19 protein-coding genes are annotated in these 15,366 nt (G+C 67.9%); 14 read left to right on the forward strand and 5 right to left on the reverse strand.

The window, feature by feature from the left end; genetic code table 11:
• Nucleotides 1–28 precede the first annotated feature (28 nt).
• Nucleotides 29–955, forward strand: coding sequence for a Bug family tripartite tricarboxylate transporter substrate binding protein (locus N7L95_RS19970; protein ID WP_301257000.1), 927 nt, complete (start codon nucleotides 29–31; stop codon nucleotides 953–955).
• Between the two features lie 60 nt (nucleotides 956–1,015).
• Here N7L95_RS19970 and trmL read toward each other — a convergent pair whose 3' ends face one another.
• Together trmL and N7L95_RS19980 are read right to left on the reverse strand one after the other, a co-directional pair.
• Nucleotides 1,016–1,486, reverse strand: coding sequence for a tRNA (uridine(34)/cytosine(34)/5-carboxymethylaminomethyluridine(34)-2'-O)-methyltransferase TrmL (trmL, locus tag N7L95_RS19975; protein ID WP_301257001.1), 471 nt, complete (start codon nucleotides 1,484–1,486; stop codon nucleotides 1,016–1,018).
• A 42-nt stretch (nucleotides 1,487–1,528) separates the two neighbouring features.
• Nucleotides 1,529–2,179: a ComF family protein gene (locus N7L95_RS19980; RefSeq protein ID WP_301257002.1), complete on the reverse strand. Its 651-nt coding sequence runs from the start codon at nucleotides 2,177–2,179 to the stop codon at nucleotides 1,529–1,531.
• A 76-nt stretch (nucleotides 2,180–2,255) separates the two neighbouring features.
• Here N7L95_RS19980 and N7L95_RS19985 point away from each other — a divergent pair, with 76 nt between their 5' ends.
• The 8 genes from N7L95_RS19985 (at nucleotide 2,256) to N7L95_RS20020 (ending at nucleotide 8,856) form a co-directional block, all read left to right on the forward strand.
• Nucleotides 2,256–3,170, forward strand: coding sequence for a methyltransferase domain-containing protein (locus tag N7L95_RS19985; protein WP_301257003.1), 915 nt, complete (start codon nucleotides 2,256–2,258; stop codon nucleotides 3,168–3,170).
• A 288-nt stretch (nucleotides 3,171–3,458) separates the two neighbouring features.
• The gene (locus tag N7L95_RS19990; protein ID WP_301257004.1) at nucleotides 3,459–4,034 is read left to right on the forward strand and encodes a DUF2244 domain-containing protein; all 576 of its coding nucleotides are present in this window, start codon (nucleotides 3,459–3,461) and stop codon (nucleotides 4,032–4,034) included.
• A gap of 5 nt (nucleotides 4,035–4,039) precedes the next feature.
• Nucleotides 4,040–5,212, forward strand: coding sequence for a cytochrome c oxidase subunit II (coxB, locus tag N7L95_RS19995; RefSeq protein WP_301257005.1), 1,173 nt, complete (start codon nucleotides 4,040–4,042; stop codon nucleotides 5,210–5,212).
• A gap of 30 nt (nucleotides 5,213–5,242) precedes the next feature.
• Complete coding sequence (gene ctaD / locus N7L95_RS20000) at nucleotides 5,243–6,874, forward strand: cytochrome c oxidase subunit I (RefSeq protein ID WP_301257006.1); 1,632 nt, start codon at nucleotides 5,243–5,245, stop codon at nucleotides 6,872–6,874.
• A 22-nt stretch (nucleotides 6,875–6,896) separates the two neighbouring features.
• A complete protein-coding gene (locus tag N7L95_RS20005; protein WP_301257007.1) occupies nucleotides 6,897–7,010 on the forward strand; it encodes a cytochrome oxidase small assembly protein in 114 nt (37 codons plus the stop codon).
• A 22-nt stretch (nucleotides 7,011–7,032) separates the two neighbouring features.
• Nucleotides 7,033–7,656 carry a cytochrome c oxidase assembly protein gene (locus N7L95_RS20010; RefSeq protein WP_301257008.1) on the forward strand — a complete coding sequence of 208 codons (624 nt, stop codon included), beginning with the start codon at nucleotides 7,033–7,035 and terminating at the stop codon, nucleotides 7,654–7,656.
• The gene (locus N7L95_RS20015) at nucleotides 7,653–7,901 is read left to right on the forward strand and encodes a DUF2970 domain-containing protein (RefSeq protein ID WP_301257009.1); all 249 of its coding nucleotides are present in this window, start codon (nucleotides 7,653–7,655) and stop codon (nucleotides 7,899–7,901) included. The genes N7L95_RS20010 and N7L95_RS20015 overlap by 4 nt, the downstream gene beginning before the upstream one ends.
• A 70-nt stretch (nucleotides 7,902–7,971) precedes the next feature.
• On the forward strand, nucleotides 7,972–8,856 hold the full coding sequence (locus tag N7L95_RS20020; protein ID WP_301257010.1) for a cytochrome c oxidase subunit 3: 885 nt from the start codon (nucleotides 7,972–7,974) through the stop codon (nucleotides 8,854–8,856).
• A 97-nt stretch (nucleotides 8,857–8,953) separates the two neighbouring features.
• Here N7L95_RS20020 and N7L95_RS20025 read toward each other — a convergent pair whose 3' ends face one another.
• Complete coding sequence (locus N7L95_RS20025; protein WP_301257011.1) at nucleotides 8,954–9,175, reverse strand: twin transmembrane helix small protein; 222 nt, start codon at nucleotides 9,173–9,175, stop codon at nucleotides 8,954–8,956.
• Between the two features lie 39 nt (nucleotides 9,176–9,214).
• Here N7L95_RS20025 and N7L95_RS20030 point away from each other — a divergent pair, with 39 nt between their 5' ends.
• Genes N7L95_RS20030 through N7L95_RS20050 form a run of 5 tightly spaced genes read left to right on the forward strand, consistent with a single transcriptional unit; the run spans nucleotide 9,215 to nucleotide 13,324 of the window.
• Nucleotides 9,215–9,967: an SURF1 family protein gene (locus N7L95_RS20030; RefSeq protein ID WP_301257012.1), complete on the forward strand. Its 753-nt coding sequence runs from the start codon at nucleotides 9,215–9,217 to the stop codon at nucleotides 9,965–9,967.
• Nucleotides 9,921–10,637 (forward strand): SCO family protein, encoded by a 717-nt coding sequence (locus N7L95_RS20035; RefSeq protein ID WP_301257013.1) that lies wholly within the window; start codon nucleotides 9,921–9,923, stop codon nucleotides 10,635–10,637. Before N7L95_RS20030 ends, N7L95_RS20035 begins: the two co-directional genes overlap by 47 nt.
• Nucleotides 10,638–10,639: 2 nt before the next feature.
• Complete coding sequence (locus N7L95_RS20040; protein WP_301257014.1) at nucleotides 10,640–11,806, forward strand: COX15/CtaA family protein; 1,167 nt, start codon at nucleotides 10,640–10,642, stop codon at nucleotides 11,804–11,806.
• A 25-nt stretch (nucleotides 11,807–11,831) separates the two neighbouring features.
• Nucleotides 11,832–12,734, forward strand: a complete 903-nt coding sequence (cyoE, locus tag N7L95_RS20045) for a heme o synthase (protein ID WP_301260195.1) — start codon at nucleotides 11,832–11,834, stop codon at nucleotides 12,732–12,734.
• Complete coding sequence (locus tag N7L95_RS20050; protein WP_301257015.1) at nucleotides 12,734–13,324, forward strand: SCO family protein; 591 nt, start codon at nucleotides 12,734–12,736, stop codon at nucleotides 13,322–13,324. Before cyoE ends, N7L95_RS20050 begins: the two co-directional genes overlap by 1 nt.
• Before the next feature lie 35 nt (nucleotides 13,325–13,359).
• Here N7L95_RS20050 and N7L95_RS20055 read toward each other — a convergent pair whose 3' ends face one another.
• Entirely contained in the window at nucleotides 13,360–14,166 is an 807-nt protein-coding gene (locus tag N7L95_RS20055; protein WP_301257016.1) for a PEP-CTERM sorting domain-containing protein, read from the reverse strand.
• A 159-nt stretch (nucleotides 14,167–14,325) separates the two neighbouring features.
• On the reverse strand, nucleotides 14,326–15,267 hold the full coding sequence (gene rpoH, locus N7L95_RS20060; protein ID WP_435870032.1) for an RNA polymerase sigma factor RpoH: 942 nt from the start codon (nucleotides 15,265–15,267) through the stop codon (nucleotides 14,326–14,328).
• Nucleotides 15,268–15,366: the final 99 nt, after the last annotated feature.

A 15,366-nucleotide genomic window follows, 5' to 3' on the forward strand; every position in this document is an offset into this window, starting at 1 on the left:
TCACGCCCTTGCCGCCGGGTCCGCGGCCATGACCCTGCCGGCGCAGGCCGAGCCTGCCTGGCCGGCCCGGGCATTGCGCCTGGTGGTGCCGTTCCCGGCCGGCAGTTCGCCCGACCTCGTCGCCCGCGTCATCGCCGAGCCGCTGGCCGCAGCGCTTGGCCAGCCGGTGGTGGTGGAGAACCGCGCCGGTGCCGGCGGCAACATCGGTACCGGCCTGGTGGCCAAGGCGGCGCCGGACGGTCACACGCTGCTCTTCACGATCCAGGGCCCGCTCGTCACGGCCCCGCTGCTGAACCGCCAGCTGCCCTACGACCCGGTGCGCGAGCTGGCGCCGGTGAGCCTGGTGGCCACCAGCCCCAATGTGCTGGTGGTCTCGCCCCAGCTGGGTGCGGCGAGCCTGGCTGATTTCGTGCGCATTGCCCGTGCCCGGCGCGGTGCGCTCAACTACGGTTCGGTGGGCAACGGCAGCGCGTCGCACCTGGCGATGGAGTCGTTCAAGGCGCGTGCCGGGCTGGCGCTCGCGCATGTGCCGTTCCAGGGCTTTCCGCAGATCGTCAACGCGATGCTGGCCGGGGAGGTGCAGGCCGCCTTCATGGTGCCCGGCATCGCGATGGGGCAGGTGCGTGCCGGCAAGCTCACCGCATTGGGCGTGACGACGCTCGGCCGCAGCAGCGCGCTGCCGGAGCTGCCCACCTTCGTCGAGCTGGGCTATCCCGGCTTCGAGGCAGTGTCCTGGCAGGCCGTGCTGGCGCCGGCCGGCACGCCGGGGCCCATCGTCCAGCGGCTGAGCGCCGAGCTGGTGCGCATCATCAAGAGCCCCGAGGTGCGCAGCAGGATGCTGGCGCAGTACTTCAGCGCCGCTGGCACCGCGCCCGAGGCACTGGCCCAGTTGATGAAAACCGAGCGGGAGCGTTGGGCGCGGGTGATCCAGGCGGCCGGCGTCAAGCCGGAGTGAGCGCCTTCGCGGGCGGTCCCGGCGTCGCCGGGGCGCCTGCAGGCCGCCCCGTCGTGCGCTTCACGCACCCCCGAGGTAGCCGTTCTGTCGCCACGCCTCGAAGACCGCCACCGCCACCGTGTTCGACAGGTTCAGGCTGCGCTGCCCCGGCCGCATCGGCAGCCGCACGCGCTGCGCCTCGGGAAAGCTGTCGCGCAGGGCCGGTGCCAGGCCGCGCGTTTCGGCACCGAAGACCAGCCAGTCGCCCGGCTGCCAGCGCACCTCCGCGAAGGGCCGGCTGCCGCGGGTGGTGAAGGCGAAGCAGCGCTGCGGGTCGGGCGCCTCGGCCTGCAGGAAGGCGGCCCAGTCGGCATGACGCTTCACGTCGGCATATTCGTGGTAATCGAGGCCGGCGCGGCGCATCAGGCGGTCTTCCATCGAGAAGCCGAGCGGCTCGACCAAATGCAGCTCGCAGCCGGTGTTGGCGGCGAGCCGGATCACGTTGCCGGTGTTGGGCGGGATTTCGGGTTCGACAAGGACGATGCGAAACATCGGCGCCATTATTGGCGATGTGCGCCGTGCGGCCGCCGCCGCTCAGTGCACCGGCGTGCGTGTCAGCACCCACAGCTGCACGCTGGCGGCGCCGGCGGCCTTCAGCGCGCGTGCCAGCTCGGCGCCGGTGGCCCCGGTGGTCATCACGTCGTCCACCACGGCGACATGGCGGCCGGCAAGCAGGGCAGCTTCATGGCTGGCCACCCGAAAGGCACCACGCACGTTCGCCGCACGGCGCGCCGGCGGCAAGCCGAGCTGGGGCAGCGTGTCATGCTGGCGCTGCAACAGGGTGGCGCAGGCACGCACGCCAAGCCGGGGTGACAGCCAGCGTGCCAGCTCCCAGGCCTGGTTGTAGCCACGCTCTGCCAGCCGCCGGCGGGACAAGGGCACTGGCAACAGCAGCTGCGGCGTCGGCCGCGCGTGGTCGGCGCCTGCGGCCAGCGCATCGAGCAAGCAGGCGCCCAGCGGCGCAACCAGGTCGAGTGCGGATTCGAACTTCAGGCGCGCCACCAGGCGGTGCCATGGATAGGCATGATCGAGCGCCGCCACCGCATGGTCGAAGGCCGGTGGCCGCTGCAGGCAAGTGCCGCAGATGCCGGTCGTGGCGCCGGCCGGCAAGGCCAGTGCGCAGCGCTTGCACCGGGGCCGTCGCGTTGCATGCTGCAGCAGGCAGTCGCGGCAGACCCTTTGCATCTGCCAAGCATGGCAGACCGCGCACAGGCTGGGCAGGCCGGCGAGCAGGCGGGCGGGGCGCAACAGGCGCGAAAGCATGGGGCTCAATATACTGCGCCCCATGCCCGCCACGCCGTCCGCTCCCTTGCTTCTCGATGCCGCGGCACTGCAGGCCTGGCGCCGCCGTGCCGCCACCACCGCTCCCTGGCTGCACACCGAGGTGGCCCGCCGCATGGCGGCCCGGCTCGAGATCGTGAAGCGCCAGCCTCGCCAGGTGCTGGACTGGTGGAGCACCGCCGGCGGTGGCCAGGCGCTGCTGCGCGAGCAGTATCCCGGTGCCCGGGTGCAGGCGGTGGAGCCTGCCGAGCAGGCCGCGGCCGAGGCGGCACGTGTGGCTCGCCGCCCATGGTGGTCGCCAGCGCGCTGGGCGGCCGCCCCGGGCGGCTTGAGCGAGGCCGAGGTGGGCGAACAGGTGACCGAGCTGCTATGGGCCAACATGGCGCTGCACTGGGCGCCCGATCCACCGGCCTTGCTGGCGCGCTGGCAGCGTGCGCTCGCGGTGGACGGTTTCGTGATGTTCTCCTGCCTGGGTCCCGACACGCTGCGCGAGTTGACTGCGCTCTACGCTCGCCAGGGCTGGGGCCCGGCCACCATCCCCTTCGTCGACATGCACGACATCGGCGACATGATGGTGCACGCCGGTTTTGCCGACCCGGTGATGGACATGGAGCGGCTGACACTCACCTGGGACACGCCCGAGGCCCTGCTGGCCGAGCTGCGCAGCCTGGGGTGCAATGCGCATCCGCAGCGCTTCGCAGGGCTGCGCACGCCGCGCTGGAAGCAGCGGCTGACACAGGAACTGGCGCAAGGAGGAGGCAGGATTTCGATGAGTTTCGAGATCGTCTACGGCCATGCCTTCAAGGCGGCTCCGCGAGCCCCGGTGAGCGAGGAGACCCGCGTGTCGCTGGCCGACATGCGCTCCATGGTCCGCACGCCGAAGTCATCGCGCTGAGGCTGTGCCAGGACGGCGCGCCACCCCGGCGTGGCCCGGCCGCGACGCCGTCGCCGGCACCCGGACGGGCCCGCCACGCCTTGTGGCACTTGGCCGGCGGCGGTGTTCAGTGCAGCCGAACTGCACACGCAGCGTCCTGATCTGGGTCAAGCAGGTTGTGACCGTTCTTTGCGCTGAGCTAAAATCCAGCGGTTTGGTTGGGCAGGTTCTGCAGCCGTCGTGCACGGCCGCCTTCGGATCTCCTGGCCCAGGTGATTGGAGCAGCAGCACAGGACCGGAGCAGCACAGATGGCGACCGCGGCTTCACCCGTGCCCTTGCCAGGCCCCGCACGGCTCGGGAGTGTCGTCCGTCAGGACGATGCCTGGGAAGTGGAATGGGTCCTGAAACGCAACTGCTCCATGTCGCCGCGACAGCTGCTGGCGGTGTTCGGTTCGCTGTGCGCGGTGTCCCTCGGCATCGCTTCCTTCTTTTGGGCGCAAGGCGCCGGGTGGGTGATGCCTTTTGCCTGGGCCGAGGTGATTGCGCTGGGGGTCGCGTTGCGTGTGTATGCACGCCATGCCGGCGACCGCGAGCGGATCGCGCTGAAGGCCGGGTGCCTGCGCATCGAGCGTGAGGACGGCCGCCGCACCGAGTGCTTCGAGTTCATCCCCGCCTGGGTGCGGATCGAGCCACGGCAGCACACGGGCGACCTGATCGCGGTATGGGGCCGCGGCCAGCGCATCGAGATCGGTCGACACCTGCGGCCGGACCAGCGCAGCCGCCTGGCCGAAGAATTGCGCAGCGCGTTGCGCGGCGAGCCGGCCCTGCAGTGGCAGGGCGCGACCGCCGGGACGTCGTTGATAGAGAGTTTGAAACTGAAGTGACCACGATGAAGACCTTGAAAGCTCTTTGGCACAAAGCGGGGCAGGTGAGCCTCGGGTTGGGGGCGGCCCTGGCCACCACGTGTGCGATGGCGGTCAACAACCTGCCGGGCGGCCCCGCGGTGCGCCAGTTGGACATGCATCCGCCGGTCACCAAGATCGCCGCAGAGCAGCAGCACCTGCACTACATGATGCTGTGGATCTGCATCATCATCTTCGTCGCGGTGTTCGGCGTCCTGTTCTACTCGCTGGTCAAGCACCGCAAGTCCAAGGGCGCCAAGTCGGCCAACTTCCACGAGAGCGTCAAGGTCGAGATCGCCTGGACCGTGGTGCCCTTCATCATCGTCATCCTGATGGCGCTGCCGGCCACCAAGGCCGTCGTCGCCATGAAGGACACCACCAATGCCGACGTCACCATCAAGGCCACCGGCTACCAGTGGAAGTGGGGCTATGACTACCTGAAGGGCGAAGGCGAAGGCATTTCCTTCCTGTCCACGCTCGACAACAGCCAGCGCGAGATGTCCGACACCGGCAAGCCCTCGGGTGACGACTACCTGCTGCGGGTGGACAACCCGCTGGTGGTGCCGGTCAACAAGAAGATCCGCATCGTCACGACCGCCAACGACGTGATCCACGCCTGGATGGTGCCGGCCTTCGGCGTCAAGCAGGATGCCATTCCCGGCTTCGTGCGCGACACCTGGTTCCGTGCCGAGAAGACCGGCGACTACTACGGCCAGTGCGCCGAGCTGTGTGGCAAGGAACACGCCTACATGCCCATCCACGTGAAGGTGGTCAGCGACGCCGAGTACACCGCCTGGGTGCAGGGCAAGCAGAAGGAAATGGCCGCCAAGGCAGACGATCCGAACAAGGTGTGGCAGTTGCCCGACCTGGTGGCGCGTGGCCAGCAGGTCTACAGCGCCAACTGCGCGGCCTGCCACAAGGCTGACGGCAGCGGCGGCGGCCCGGTCAAGGCGCTGGCTGGCTCGCCGGTGGTGCTCGATGCCGACAAGAACAAGCAGCTCGCCATCGTGCTGCACGGCGCGGCCAATGGCGCGATGCCGGCATGGAAGCAGCTGTCCGACACGGAGATCGCCGCGGTGGTGACGTATACCAAGAACTCGTGGTCGAACAAGACGGGCCAGCTGGTGCAGCCGGCCGAAGTCGTCGCGGCTCGCAAGTAAGCCCTAGGCAGTATTGAAAAAGGAACCGACATGAGTGCAGTTCTCGACCCCCACGGTCACGCTGCGGGCGACCACGGCCATGACCATGCCCACGACCATCCGCACGGCTGGCGCCGCTGGGTGTTCGCGACCAACCACAAGGACATCGGCACGCTGTACATGCTGTTCAGCTTCGCGATGCTGATGGTCGGCGGCGTCCTGGCGCTGCTGATTCGCGCCGAGCTGTTCCAGCCCGGCCTGCAGATCGTGAACCCCGAGCTGTTCAACCAGTTCACCACCATGCACGGCCTGATCATGGTGTTCGGCGCGATCATGCCGGCCTTCGTCGGCTTTGCGAACTGGATGCTGCCGCTGCAGATCGGCGCCTCCGACATGGCCTTCGCCCGGATGAACAACTTCAGCTTCTGGCTGATGATCCCGGCGGCCATCATGCTGGTGGCGTCCTTCTTCATGCCGGGCGGCGCGCCCGCAGCCGGCTGGACGCTCTATGCGCCGCTGACCCTGCAGATGGGCCCGTCGATGGATGCCGGCATCTTCGCGATGCACATCCTCGGCGCCAGCTCCATCATGGGCTCGATCAACATCATCGTGACGGTGCTCAACATGCGCGCGCCCGGCATGACGCTGATGAAGATGCCGATGTTCGCCTGGACCTGGCTCATCACTGCCTACCTTCTGATCGCGGTGATGCCTGTGCTGGCCGGTGCCATCACGATGACGCTGACCGACCGCCACTTCCACACCAGCTTCTTCAATCCGGCTGGCGGCGGTGATCCGATCATGTACCAGCACATCTTCTGGTTCTTCGGTCACCCCGAGGTGTACATCATGATCCTGCCGGCCTTCGGCATCATCAGCCAGATCGTGCCGGCCTTCGCGCGCAAGCGCCTGTTCGGCTACACCTCGATGGTGTATGCGACCGGCTCGATCGCGATCCTGTCCTTCATCGTGTGGGCGCACCACATGTTCACCACCGGCATGCCGGTGACCGGCCAGCTGTTCTTCATGTACGCGACCATGCTGATCGCGGTGCCCACGGGCGTGAAGATCTTCAACTGGGTGGCCACCATGTGGCGCGGCTCGATGACCTTCGAGACGCCGATGCTGTTCGCGGTCGGCTTCATCTTCGTGTTCACGATGGGCGGCTTCACCGGCCTGATCCTGTCGGTCGCACCGATCGACATCCAGCTGCAGGACACCTACTACGTGGTGGCGCACTTCCACTATGTGCTGGTGGCCGGCTCGCTGTTCGCGCTGTTCGCCGGCTTCTACTACTGGGCGCCGAAGTGGACCGGCGTGATGTATTCGGAAACCCGTGGCCGCATCCACTTCTGGGGCTCGTTGATCACCTTCAACGTCACCTTCTTCCCGATGCACTTCCTGGGCCTGGCCGGCATGCCGCGTCGCTACGCCGACTACCCGATGCAGTTCGCCGACTTCAACGCGCTGGCGTCCGTGGGTGCCTTCGCCTTCGGACTGATGCAGGTCTACTTCTTCCTGTTCGTCGTGCTGCCGGCCATGCGCGGCAAGGGTGAGAAGGCCGTGACCCGCCCCTGGGAAGGCGCCGAGGGCCTGGAATGGGAAGTGCCGTCGCCGGCCCCCTTCCACACCTTCGAGAACCCGCCCAAGCTGAACGCCAACGCCACCAAGGTGATCGGCTGAGCCGCGCTGCCCGGAGCTGACGATGACGACTGACGAGCAAAAGAAGAAGAACCTGCGCCTGGCCCTGATCCTGGCGTCCGTGGTGCTGGTTTTCTTCGTCGGCTTCATCGCCCGCATGGTGTTTTTCGGCGGTTGACGCAGGCAGGCACGGAGCTGACATGAGCGAGCGGAACCACGACGAAGCACGGCGCAGCGACAACCTGCGCATGCTGGGCAAGCTCGCCGTCGTGGTCGCGCTGATGGGCGGCTTCGCCTACGCGCTGGTGCCGATGTACAACGCCATCTGCTCCGCGCTGGGCATCAACGTGCTCTCGCGCAGCGAGCGGCTGTTGCCCGGCATGGCGCATGGCGGGTCGGTCAACACCCAGATCGACACTTCGCGCAGCATCACGATCGAGTTCGACACCAATGTGCGCGGCCCCTGGGAGTTCAAGCCGGCGGTGCGTTCGCTGACCGTGCATCCTGGCGAGATGACCACCGTGATGTACGAGTTCAAGAACGTGCAGAACCGCACCATGGCGGCCCAGGCCATTCCCAGCTATGCGCCGAAGCAGGCGATGTCGCACTTCAACAAGCTGGAGTGCTTCTGCTTCAACGAGTACACCCTGCAGCCCGGCGAGAAGAAAAACTGGCCGGTGGTGTTCGTGATCGACCACAAGCTGCCGAAGGACGTGACCACCATCACCCTGTCCTACACCTTCTTCGAGGTGGGCGGCAAGGTGCCGGCGGCACCGGCAGGGCAGGGGACGGCCGCCATTCGCTCGGTGGAGCCCAAGGTATGAGCGAGCCGCACGGCCATGGCGAGGACCTGAAGTCGGCCGTGCGCCGCAAGGGTTCCTTCCTGCAGACGCTGAAGGCGGTGGCGTGGTCGTTCTTCGGCGTGCGCAAGTCGTCCGACTACGAGAAGGACGTCGGGCAGCTCAACCCGCTTCACGTTGTCATCGCGGGGCTGCTGGCGGCTGCGGTGTTCGTCGTGGCGCTGGTGCTGCTGGTGCGCTGGGTCATCGGCAGCGGCGTGGCGGCTTGAGCGGCGTATCGGCAGAGGCAAGGCTTCCTTAGCATTACAGAACAGAGCAGTTCAGGTTTTAGGAGAAAACATGTCGGCAGCGACACACCAAGGCGCAACGCCTTACTACTTTGTGCCCGGCCCCTCGCGGCACCCGGCCATGGCGGCCTTCGGCCTGTTTTTCGTGATCCTGGGCGCAGGCCAGTGGATCAACGGCCACCAGTGGGGGGCCTATTCCCTGCTGTTCGGGCTGCTGTGGTGGGCCTTCATCCTGTTCCAGTGGTTCGGTGACTCGATCCGCGAGAGCGAAGGCGGCATGTACAGCGACCGCATCGACGTGTCCTATCGCTGGAGCATGGCCTGGTTCATCTTCTCCGAGGTGATGTTCTTCGGTGCCTTCTTCGGCGCGCTGTTCTGGGCCCGCAACTTCACGTTGCCGTCGCTGGGCAACCTGGAACACCAGATCCTGTGGCCGGACTTCAAGGCCATCTGGCCGAGCCAGATGGACGGCATCACCGGCTCGCCGGCAGGCATCGTCGAGCCCTTCCTGCGCGTCGGCCCCTGGCCCATCCCGACCATCAATACCGCGCTGCTGCTGACCTCGGGCGTCACGCTGACCATCGCCCACCATGCGCTGCGCGAGGGCCACCGTGCCAAGACCATCGCCTTCATGTGGCTGACGGTGCTCCTGGGCATCGTGTTCCTGGGCTTCCAGGGCTACGAGTACGCGCATGCCTACCATGAGCTGAACCTCAAGCTCAGCTCCGGCATCTTCGGCTCGACCTTCTACATGCTGACCGGCTTCCACGGCTTCCATGTGTTCGTCGGCATGCTGATGCTGCTGTTCATCACCCTGCGCCTGCAGAAGGGCCATTTCACGGCCGAGCGCCACTTCGGTTTCGAAGGCGCCGCCTGGTACTGGCACTTTGTCGACGTGGTGTGGCTGGGCCTGTACGTGGTCGTCTACTGGCTGTGATCTCCGGCCTCCGGCCCGCTGTGGCGGGCCGGGGCAGGGCGATTCCCCAAAAACAAAACGCCGCATCAAGCGGCGTTTTGTTTTGGCGGGCAGCGAGTCACCTGACGATGGGCACCCCGGTTGGCTGTATCCACCCCAACTTGTAGCTCACCAGGATGCAGACAAACAGCAGGATGGAAAATCCGACCCGGAACGCGAGCGCCCGCACCATGTTGTTGGTCTTGGGCTTGCCGTTGCGGCCGTCGCGCATCATGAAGACAAGGGCCGATGCAAGGCTGCCGATGATGAGCAGGAAGGCCAGGCCGATCAGGAGTTTCATGGCAGCGATTATCCCACCGGCCGTCGGCCGGCTCCCCCGATGACGACAGTGGCGACGAGGCCGGCCTGGCGGCGGGTGGTGGTCTTGCTGGCGACGCTGGCCGGCGTCGCCGTGACCCTGTCCCTGGCGCGTTGGCAGCTCGGCCGGGCCGCGCAGAAAGAGGCGCTGCAGGCGGCGCTGGAGGCGCAGGGCCGCCTGCCACCGCTGGAGCTGGCCGAGCTGCGCACACCGGCTGCCGGCGACAGCACGCTGCATTGGCGGGCCGCGACGCTGCGCGGCCGCTGGCTGGCCGAGCACACCGTGTTCCTCGACAACCGGCAGATGCACGGCCAGCCCGGCTTCTATGTCCTCACGCCGCTGCAGATGGCCGGTCGCCGCGATGCCGTCCTGGTGCAGCGCGGCTGGGTGCCGCGTGACGTGCGGGACCGCACGCGGCTGCCGGCGGTGCCGACGCCGGCTGGCGAGGTGCGCATCGACGGGCGTATCGCACCGCCGCCAAGCAAGCTCTATGAGTTCGCGCCAGCCGGCGGCGGCCGCATCCGGCAAAATCTCGATGTTTCCGCGTTCGCGCAGGAGATCGGCACGCCGCTGTGGCCGGTCTCGCTGGTGCAGGTGGCGCCTGCCGCCGGCGACAGCGCCGCAGACGGCCTGTCGCGCGACTGGCCGCAACCCGCGGTGGACGTTCACAAGCACTATGGCTATGCCTTCCAGTGGCTGGCCTTGAGTGCGCTGATGACAGGTCTCTATGTCTGGTTCCAACTCCTCCGCCCGCGACGCCGCCGTGCCGGGTGATCGCGGCGCGGCCGAGCCGCTGAGCTTCACGGTGCACAGCCTGCCGGCGCTCGATGTCGAGGGCGGCCGGCGCACCCGCCTGGGCCGCCTGAAGATGCTGCTGGTGCTGCTGGTCTGCGCATCGCCGGTGATCGCCTCCTACTTCACCTATTACGTGATCCGGCCGCAGGGCCGGACCAACTACGGCGAGCTGATCGATCCCCAGCGGCCCCTGCCGGCCCTGACGCTGCACGACCTCGAAGGCCAGGCGGTCGACGCCGCCGGACTGAAGCAGCAGTGGCTGCTGGTGGCAGCAGCGCCGGCTGCCTGCGACGCCGGCTGCGAGCGGCGCCTCTACCTGCAGCGCCAGCTGCGCGAGACGCTGGGCCGCGACCGCGACCGGCTCGACAAGGTGTGGTTCGTGGTCGACCAGGCGCCGGTGCGGCCGGAAGTGCTGAAGGCCGTGCAGGTCGCCAGCGCCCACGTGCTGCGGGTGCCGCGCGACGAACTGGCCCGCTGGCTGGTACCGGCGCCCGGCCATGCGCTGGAAGACCACCTTTATGTCGTCGATCCGCTCGGCAACTGGATGATGCGCTTTCCGGCCGACGCCGATCCCGAGAAGATCAAGCGCGACCTCGGCAAGCTGCTGCGCGCTTCCCAGCACTGGGACCGGGCCGGCCGGGGGAGTTGAGCATGGACAGCCAGGCGCTCTATGACCTCACGCCGGTGCTGCGCGTGGCGCTGCTGGGCATCGTCGTCGCGCTGGGGCCGCTGGCCTGGGTATGGCTGCGCCATCGCGGTGGCCAGCCGGGGCAGCGCCTGAGTGCGCTGACGCTACTGACCCTGTTCCTGACCTTCGACCTGATCCTCTTCGGTGCCTTCACCCGCCTGACCGACTCGGGCCTGGGCTGCCCCGACTGGCCCGGCTGCTACGGCGAAGCGAGCCCGGTGGGCGCGCACCGGCAGATCAGCGACGCGCAGGCCGACATGCCGACCGGCCCGGTGACACACCGAAAGGCCTGGATCGAGATGATCCACCGCTACCTGGCCACCGGCGTTGGCGTGCTCATCACGGTGCTGGCACTGTCGAGCTGGCTGGCCAGCCGGCGGGCGCCGCTGTCGCCCTGGTGGGCCACCGCGACGCTCGCCTGGGTCTGCGTGCAGGGTGCGTTCGGCGCATTGACCGTGACCTGGAAGCTGTATCCGGCCATTGTCACGGCCCACCTGCTGGGCGGGTTGGTCCTGCTCGCGCTGCTGGCGGCGCAAGCCCAGTTCTATCGCGGCCGCGGCCTGCGCCTGGGCAGCGGCTTGCGGGCCGGTGTCTGGGCCGTCTTTGCGCTGGCCTGGTTGCAGGTGGCGCTGGGCGGCTGGGTCAGCACCAACTACGCCGTGCTCGCCTGCACCGACTTCCCCACCTGCCACGGCGGCTGGTGGCCGGAGATGGACTTCGAGCATGGCTTTGCCATCGCCCGTGAGCTGGGTGCCGGCCGCGACGGCGGCTTCCTGCCGTTTGCCGCCCTCACTGCCATCCACTACACCCACCGGTTGAGTGCCTACCTGGTGTTTGCAGCGCTGGCGCTGCTGGCGTGGCGGCTGTGGGCCGCCAGCCGCAGCGAGCCGCAGGCGCGCCGCTATGCGCTGGCCCTGCTTGGCTGCGGCGTGTGGCAGGCCGCCACCGGCATCAGCAACATCGTGCTCGGCTGGCCGCTGCTGGCCGCGGTGCTGCACACCGGCGGCGCAGCGGTGCTCATCGCGGTGCTGACCGTGATGTTGGCGCGCGCCCATATCGCGGTGGCCGGCGTGCCGGCCGCCCGGAGCCGCCCGTCCGTCGCCGGACTGGCCTCTTCGCACCACCCCTAGAATGCCTGCCTCCACCCCCATCGCCATGCCCGGAACGATCGCCAGCACCCACTCGCCGCCCTCGCGCGTCGCGCAGTTCTATGCGCTGACCAAGCCGCGGGTGGTGCAACTCATCGTCTTTTGCGCCGTCATCGGCATGTTCCTGGCCGTGCCGGGCCTGCCCGACTGGCAACCGGCGCTGGCGGCCACGGTCGGCATCTGGCTGGTGGCCGGGGCGGCGGCGGCCTTCAACTGCCTGGTGGAGCAGCACATCGATGCCAAGATGCAGCGCACCGCCTGGCGGCCCACCGCCAAGGGCGAGCTGACGAACAGCCAGACGCTGCTGTTTTCCGGCGTGCTGTGTGGCGCCGGCATGTTGCTGCTGTACCTGCTGGTGAACCCGCTGACGATGTGGCTGACCTTTGCCACCTTTGTCGGCTATGCCGTCATCTACACGGTGGTGCTGAAGCCGCTGACGCCACAGAACATCGTGATCGGCGGCGCCTCGGGCGCGATGCCGCCGGTGCTGGGCTGGGCCGCGCTGCGCGGTGAGGTCGGGCCCGAGGCGCTGATGCTCTTCCTCATCATCTTCTTGTGGACGCCGCCGCATTTCTGGGCCCTGGCACTGTACCGGGCGGAGGACTACCGCAAGTCGGGCCTGCCGATGCTGCCGGTCACCCACGGCTCGGAATTCACGCGGCTGAACGTGCTGCTCTACACCTTCGTGCTGTTCGCGGCCACGCTGCTGCCCTTCGTCTACGGCATGAGCGGCTGGATCTACCTGGCGTCGGCCATGGTGCTGGGCGGCTGGTTCATCGCCTATGGCTGGCGGCTGTGGCGCAACTACTCGGACCAGCTGGCGCGCCGCACCTTCCGCTTCTCGATCCTGCACCTGGCGCTGCTGTTTGCCGCGCTGCTGGTTGACCACTACCTGAGGCCCTGGCTCTGATGCAACGTCGATCCCTCATCCTGTCCGTGGCGACGGTGGCGCTGGCCGGCATGGTCGGTTGCCAGCAGCGAGCCGCCTTCAACAGCGTGGACCTCACCGGCGCCGACTACGGCCATGGTTTCAGCCTGACCGACCACAACGGCCAGCCCCGCACGCTGGCCGACTTCAAGGGCAAGCTTGTCGCGGTCTTCTTCGGCTTCACGCAGTGTCCCGACGTCTGCCCGACGGCGCTGGCCGAGCTGGCGGAAACGAAGCGCCTGCTCGGCGCCGAGGGGGACAAGCTGCAGGCGGTGTTCATCACGGTCGACCCGGAGCGCGACACGGCTCCGGTCCTCAAGGCCTACATGCAGGGCTTCGACCCGAGCTTCGTCGCGCTGCGCGGCTCGGCAGAGCAGACCGCCGCGGTGGCCCGCGAGTTCAAGGTGTTCTACGCCAAGGTCCCGGGCAAGACGCCCGACACCTACACGATGGACCATACCGCCGGTGTCTATGTCTTCGACACCGAAGGCAAGCTGCGCCTGTTCTCGCGCCATGCCGCGGGTGCGGCTGCACTGGCGGCCGACATGAAGCAGTTGCTGGCGCAGTCGTGAGGCGTTCCCGGGCCGCTGGCGCCGCCCGGTGAGGCTCAGAGCCGGTCGTCGTTGCGGCGTGCCGGCCGCATGCGCCACACCAGGGCCACCAGGCCCAGTCCAGCCAGCGCCCAGGTGCCCGGTTCGGGGACCGGGGCCAGCGTGAATTCGGCCTGCGTGCGGCCCGCCTGGGCAAGGTCGCCCGACAGGAAGGCACCGGCCCGCAGCGAGGCGCTCAGCGTGTAGCGCCCGGCCTGCAGGTTGAGCAGCTGCGAGAACGAGCGGCGCACCACACCGTCGTCGCCGACCACCAGGGTGTCGGCCCAGATCACCCGGCCGTCATCGGTGGCAAGCAGGAACTGGAAGTCCTCGCTGCGGTCGCGCAGCACGGCGCTGTTCATCGTCAGCCGGACATCCTGCGCGGCATCGAGCTCGAAACGCTGCGTGAAATCGACCGATGCGCCGGCACTGCCTTCGGCCTGGACGTCGGCGCTGCCGCTGCTCACATTCGCATCGGCAAGGCCGCTGAAGCGGATGCTGTCGGGCCCGAGGCTGGAGAACTGCTCGGCGCGGCCTTGTGCGTAGGCCCAGCCGTCGGGCAGCTCCAGGGCCAGCCCGGCGTTGAGGCGGGCGGGACCGACATCGGCCTCGGAGGTGGCGGCCGACTGGCGGTCTTCGTCGTGGCGGGTCGCTCCGCTCTCGAGGTGGACCGCGGCGACACGACCGTAGATGCTGGCCGAGCGTGCCTGGCTCAGCGTCTCGAAGGTCGCGGCCCGCGCGCTGGCCGCGCCCGCGCAGCAAGCGAAGGCGACAAGGAAAGCAGCCAGCGGCACGGGCGGCCGGGCCCAAGAGGTGACATTCATCGAAATTCCCTGCGGTGCTGGGTGGACCGAAGGGTAGCCGTGCTGTGGCCGGCACACCGAGGGCGGCTGCGAAACAAGGTGAAATGATCGCCAGCGCGAGCAACGACCGGGATGAAAAAAGCCGCCTCGCGGCGGCTTTGCAGCACTTGGCGCCAGGCCTCAGGAGGCGAATTCGCCCAGTGACTTGCGCATCTTCTTCATCGCCGCGACCTCGATCTGGCGAATGCGCTCGGCGCTGACGCCGTATTCGGACGCGAGCTCATGCAGCGTCATGCCGCCGGAGCCGTCGTCGTTGACCTTCAGCCAGCGTTCCTCGACGATGCGGCGGCTGCGGTCGTCCAGTGCGCCCAGCGCGTTGGCGATGCCGTCGGTGGCCAGCACATCGCGGCGCTGCGATTCCATCACCCGGGTCGGCTCGCTGCTCTCGTCGGCGAGGTAGGCGATCGGTGCATAGCTCTCTTCACCGTCGTCCACCGTCGGCTCGAGGGCCACGTCGCCGCCGGACAGGCGGGTTTCCATCTCCGTGACTTCCTCGCGCTTGACGTTCAGCTCGCGGGCCACGGTGTCGATCTCGCGGTCGGTGAGCGTGCTGCGGTGGACTTCGGCGTCAGCCGCCTCCTCCTTCAGGCTCTGCTTCATCGAGCGCAGGTTGAAGAACAGCTTGCGCTGCGCCTTGGTCGTCGCGACCTTGACCATGCGCCAGTTCTTCAGGATGTATTCGTGGATCTCGGCCTTGATCCAGTGCAGGGCATAGCTGACCAGCCGCACGCCCTGTTCAGGGTCGTAGCGCTTGACGGCCTTCATCAGGCCCACGTTGCCTTCCTGGATCAGGTCGCCGTGCGGCAGGCCGTAGCCGAGGTACTGCCGCGATACCGAGACCACCAGGCGCAGGTGCGACAGCACCAGCTTCCCGGCGGCGTGCAGGTCGTTGTGCTCGCGGAACTGGCGGGCGTAGGTCTTCTCTTCTTCCTGCGTCAGCATCGGCAGCCGGTTGACCGCCGAGATGTAGGCGTCCAGGTTGCCGAGGGAGGGCACCAGACTCCAAGGGTCACGGACAGCGAGTGCGTTGGCAGATGAGACGTTCATGGCAAGCGTAGACATGCCAGCACCTCCTTTAGTTCCTTCAAATATTAGCACTCGATGAGATGAAGTGCTAAAGAGGGTGTTTGGAATTGCATCTCTCACATTGATCTGAAAAAA

Origin of the sequence: Eleftheria terrae (assembly GCF_030419005.1) — a bacterium.
Taxonomy (GTDB): Bacteria; Pseudomonadota; Gammaproteobacteria; order Burkholderiales; family Burkholderiaceae_C; genus Caldimonas; species Caldimonas terrae.

What these genes read in the sequence shown, in the direction of transcription:
- N7L95_RS19970 (WP_301257000.1), top strand. Translation starts at nt 29, where the DNA reads ATGACCCTGCCGGCGCAGGCCGAGCCTGCCTGGCCGGCCCGGGCATTG.
- trmL (WP_301257001.1), bottom strand. Translation starts at nt 1,486, where the DNA reads ATGTTTCGCATCGTCCTTGTCGAACCCGAAATCCCGCCCAACACCGGC.
- N7L95_RS19980 (WP_301257002.1), bottom strand. Translation starts at nt 2,179, where the DNA reads ATGCAAAGGGTCTGCCGCGACTGCCTGCTGCAGCATGCAACGCGACGG.
- N7L95_RS19985 (WP_301257003.1), top strand. Translation starts at nt 2,256, where the DNA reads ATGGGGCTCAATATACTGCGCCCCATGCCCGCCACGCCGTCCGCTCCC.
- N7L95_RS19990 (WP_301257004.1), top strand. Translation starts at nt 3,459, where the DNA reads ATGGCGACCGCGGCTTCACCCGTGCCCTTGCCAGGCCCCGCACGGCTC.
- coxB (WP_301257005.1), top strand. Translation starts at nt 4,040, where the DNA reads ATGAAGACCTTGAAAGCTCTTTGGCACAAAGCGGGGCAGGTGAGCCTC.
- ctaD (WP_301257006.1), top strand. Translation starts at nt 5,243, where the DNA reads ATGAGTGCAGTTCTCGACCCCCACGGTCACGCTGCGGGCGACCACGGC.
- N7L95_RS20005 (WP_301257007.1), top strand. Translation starts at nt 6,897, where the DNA reads ATGACGACTGACGAGCAAAAGAAGAAGAACCTGCGCCTGGCCCTGATC.
- N7L95_RS20010 (WP_301257008.1), top strand. Translation starts at nt 7,033, where the DNA reads ATGAGCGAGCGGAACCACGACGAAGCACGGCGCAGCGACAACCTGCGC.
- N7L95_RS20015 (WP_301257009.1), top strand. Translation starts at nt 7,653, where the DNA reads ATGAGCGAGCCGCACGGCCATGGCGAGGACCTGAAGTCGGCCGTGCGC.
- N7L95_RS20020 (WP_301257010.1), top strand. Translation starts at nt 7,972, where the DNA reads ATGTCGGCAGCGACACACCAAGGCGCAACGCCTTACTACTTTGTGCCC.
- N7L95_RS20025 (WP_301257011.1), bottom strand. Translation starts at nt 9,175, where the DNA reads ATGAAACTCCTGATCGGCCTGGCCTTCCTGCTCATCATCGGCAGCCTT.
- N7L95_RS20030 (WP_301257012.1), top strand. Translation starts at nt 9,215, where the DNA reads ATGACGACAGTGGCGACGAGGCCGGCCTGGCGGCGGGTGGTGGTCTTG.
- N7L95_RS20035 (WP_301257013.1), top strand. Translation starts at nt 9,921, where the DNA reads ATGTCTGGTTCCAACTCCTCCGCCCGCGACGCCGCCGTGCCGGGTGAT.
- N7L95_RS20040 (WP_301257014.1), top strand. Translation starts at nt 10,640, where the DNA reads ATGGACAGCCAGGCGCTCTATGACCTCACGCCGGTGCTGCGCGTGGCG.
- cyoE (WP_301260195.1), top strand. Translation starts at nt 11,832, where the DNA reads ATGCCCGGAACGATCGCCAGCACCCACTCGCCGCCCTCGCGCGTCGCG.
- N7L95_RS20050 (WP_301257015.1), top strand. Translation starts at nt 12,734, where the DNA reads ATGCAACGTCGATCCCTCATCCTGTCCGTGGCGACGGTGGCGCTGGCC.
- N7L95_RS20055 (WP_301257016.1), bottom strand. Translation starts at nt 14,166, where the DNA reads ATGAATGTCACCTCTTGGGCCCGGCCGCCCGTGCCGCTGGCTGCTTTC.
- rpoH (WP_435870032.1), bottom strand. Translation starts at nt 15,267, where the DNA reads ATGTCTACGCTTGCCATGAACGTCTCATCTGCCAACGCACTCGCTGTC.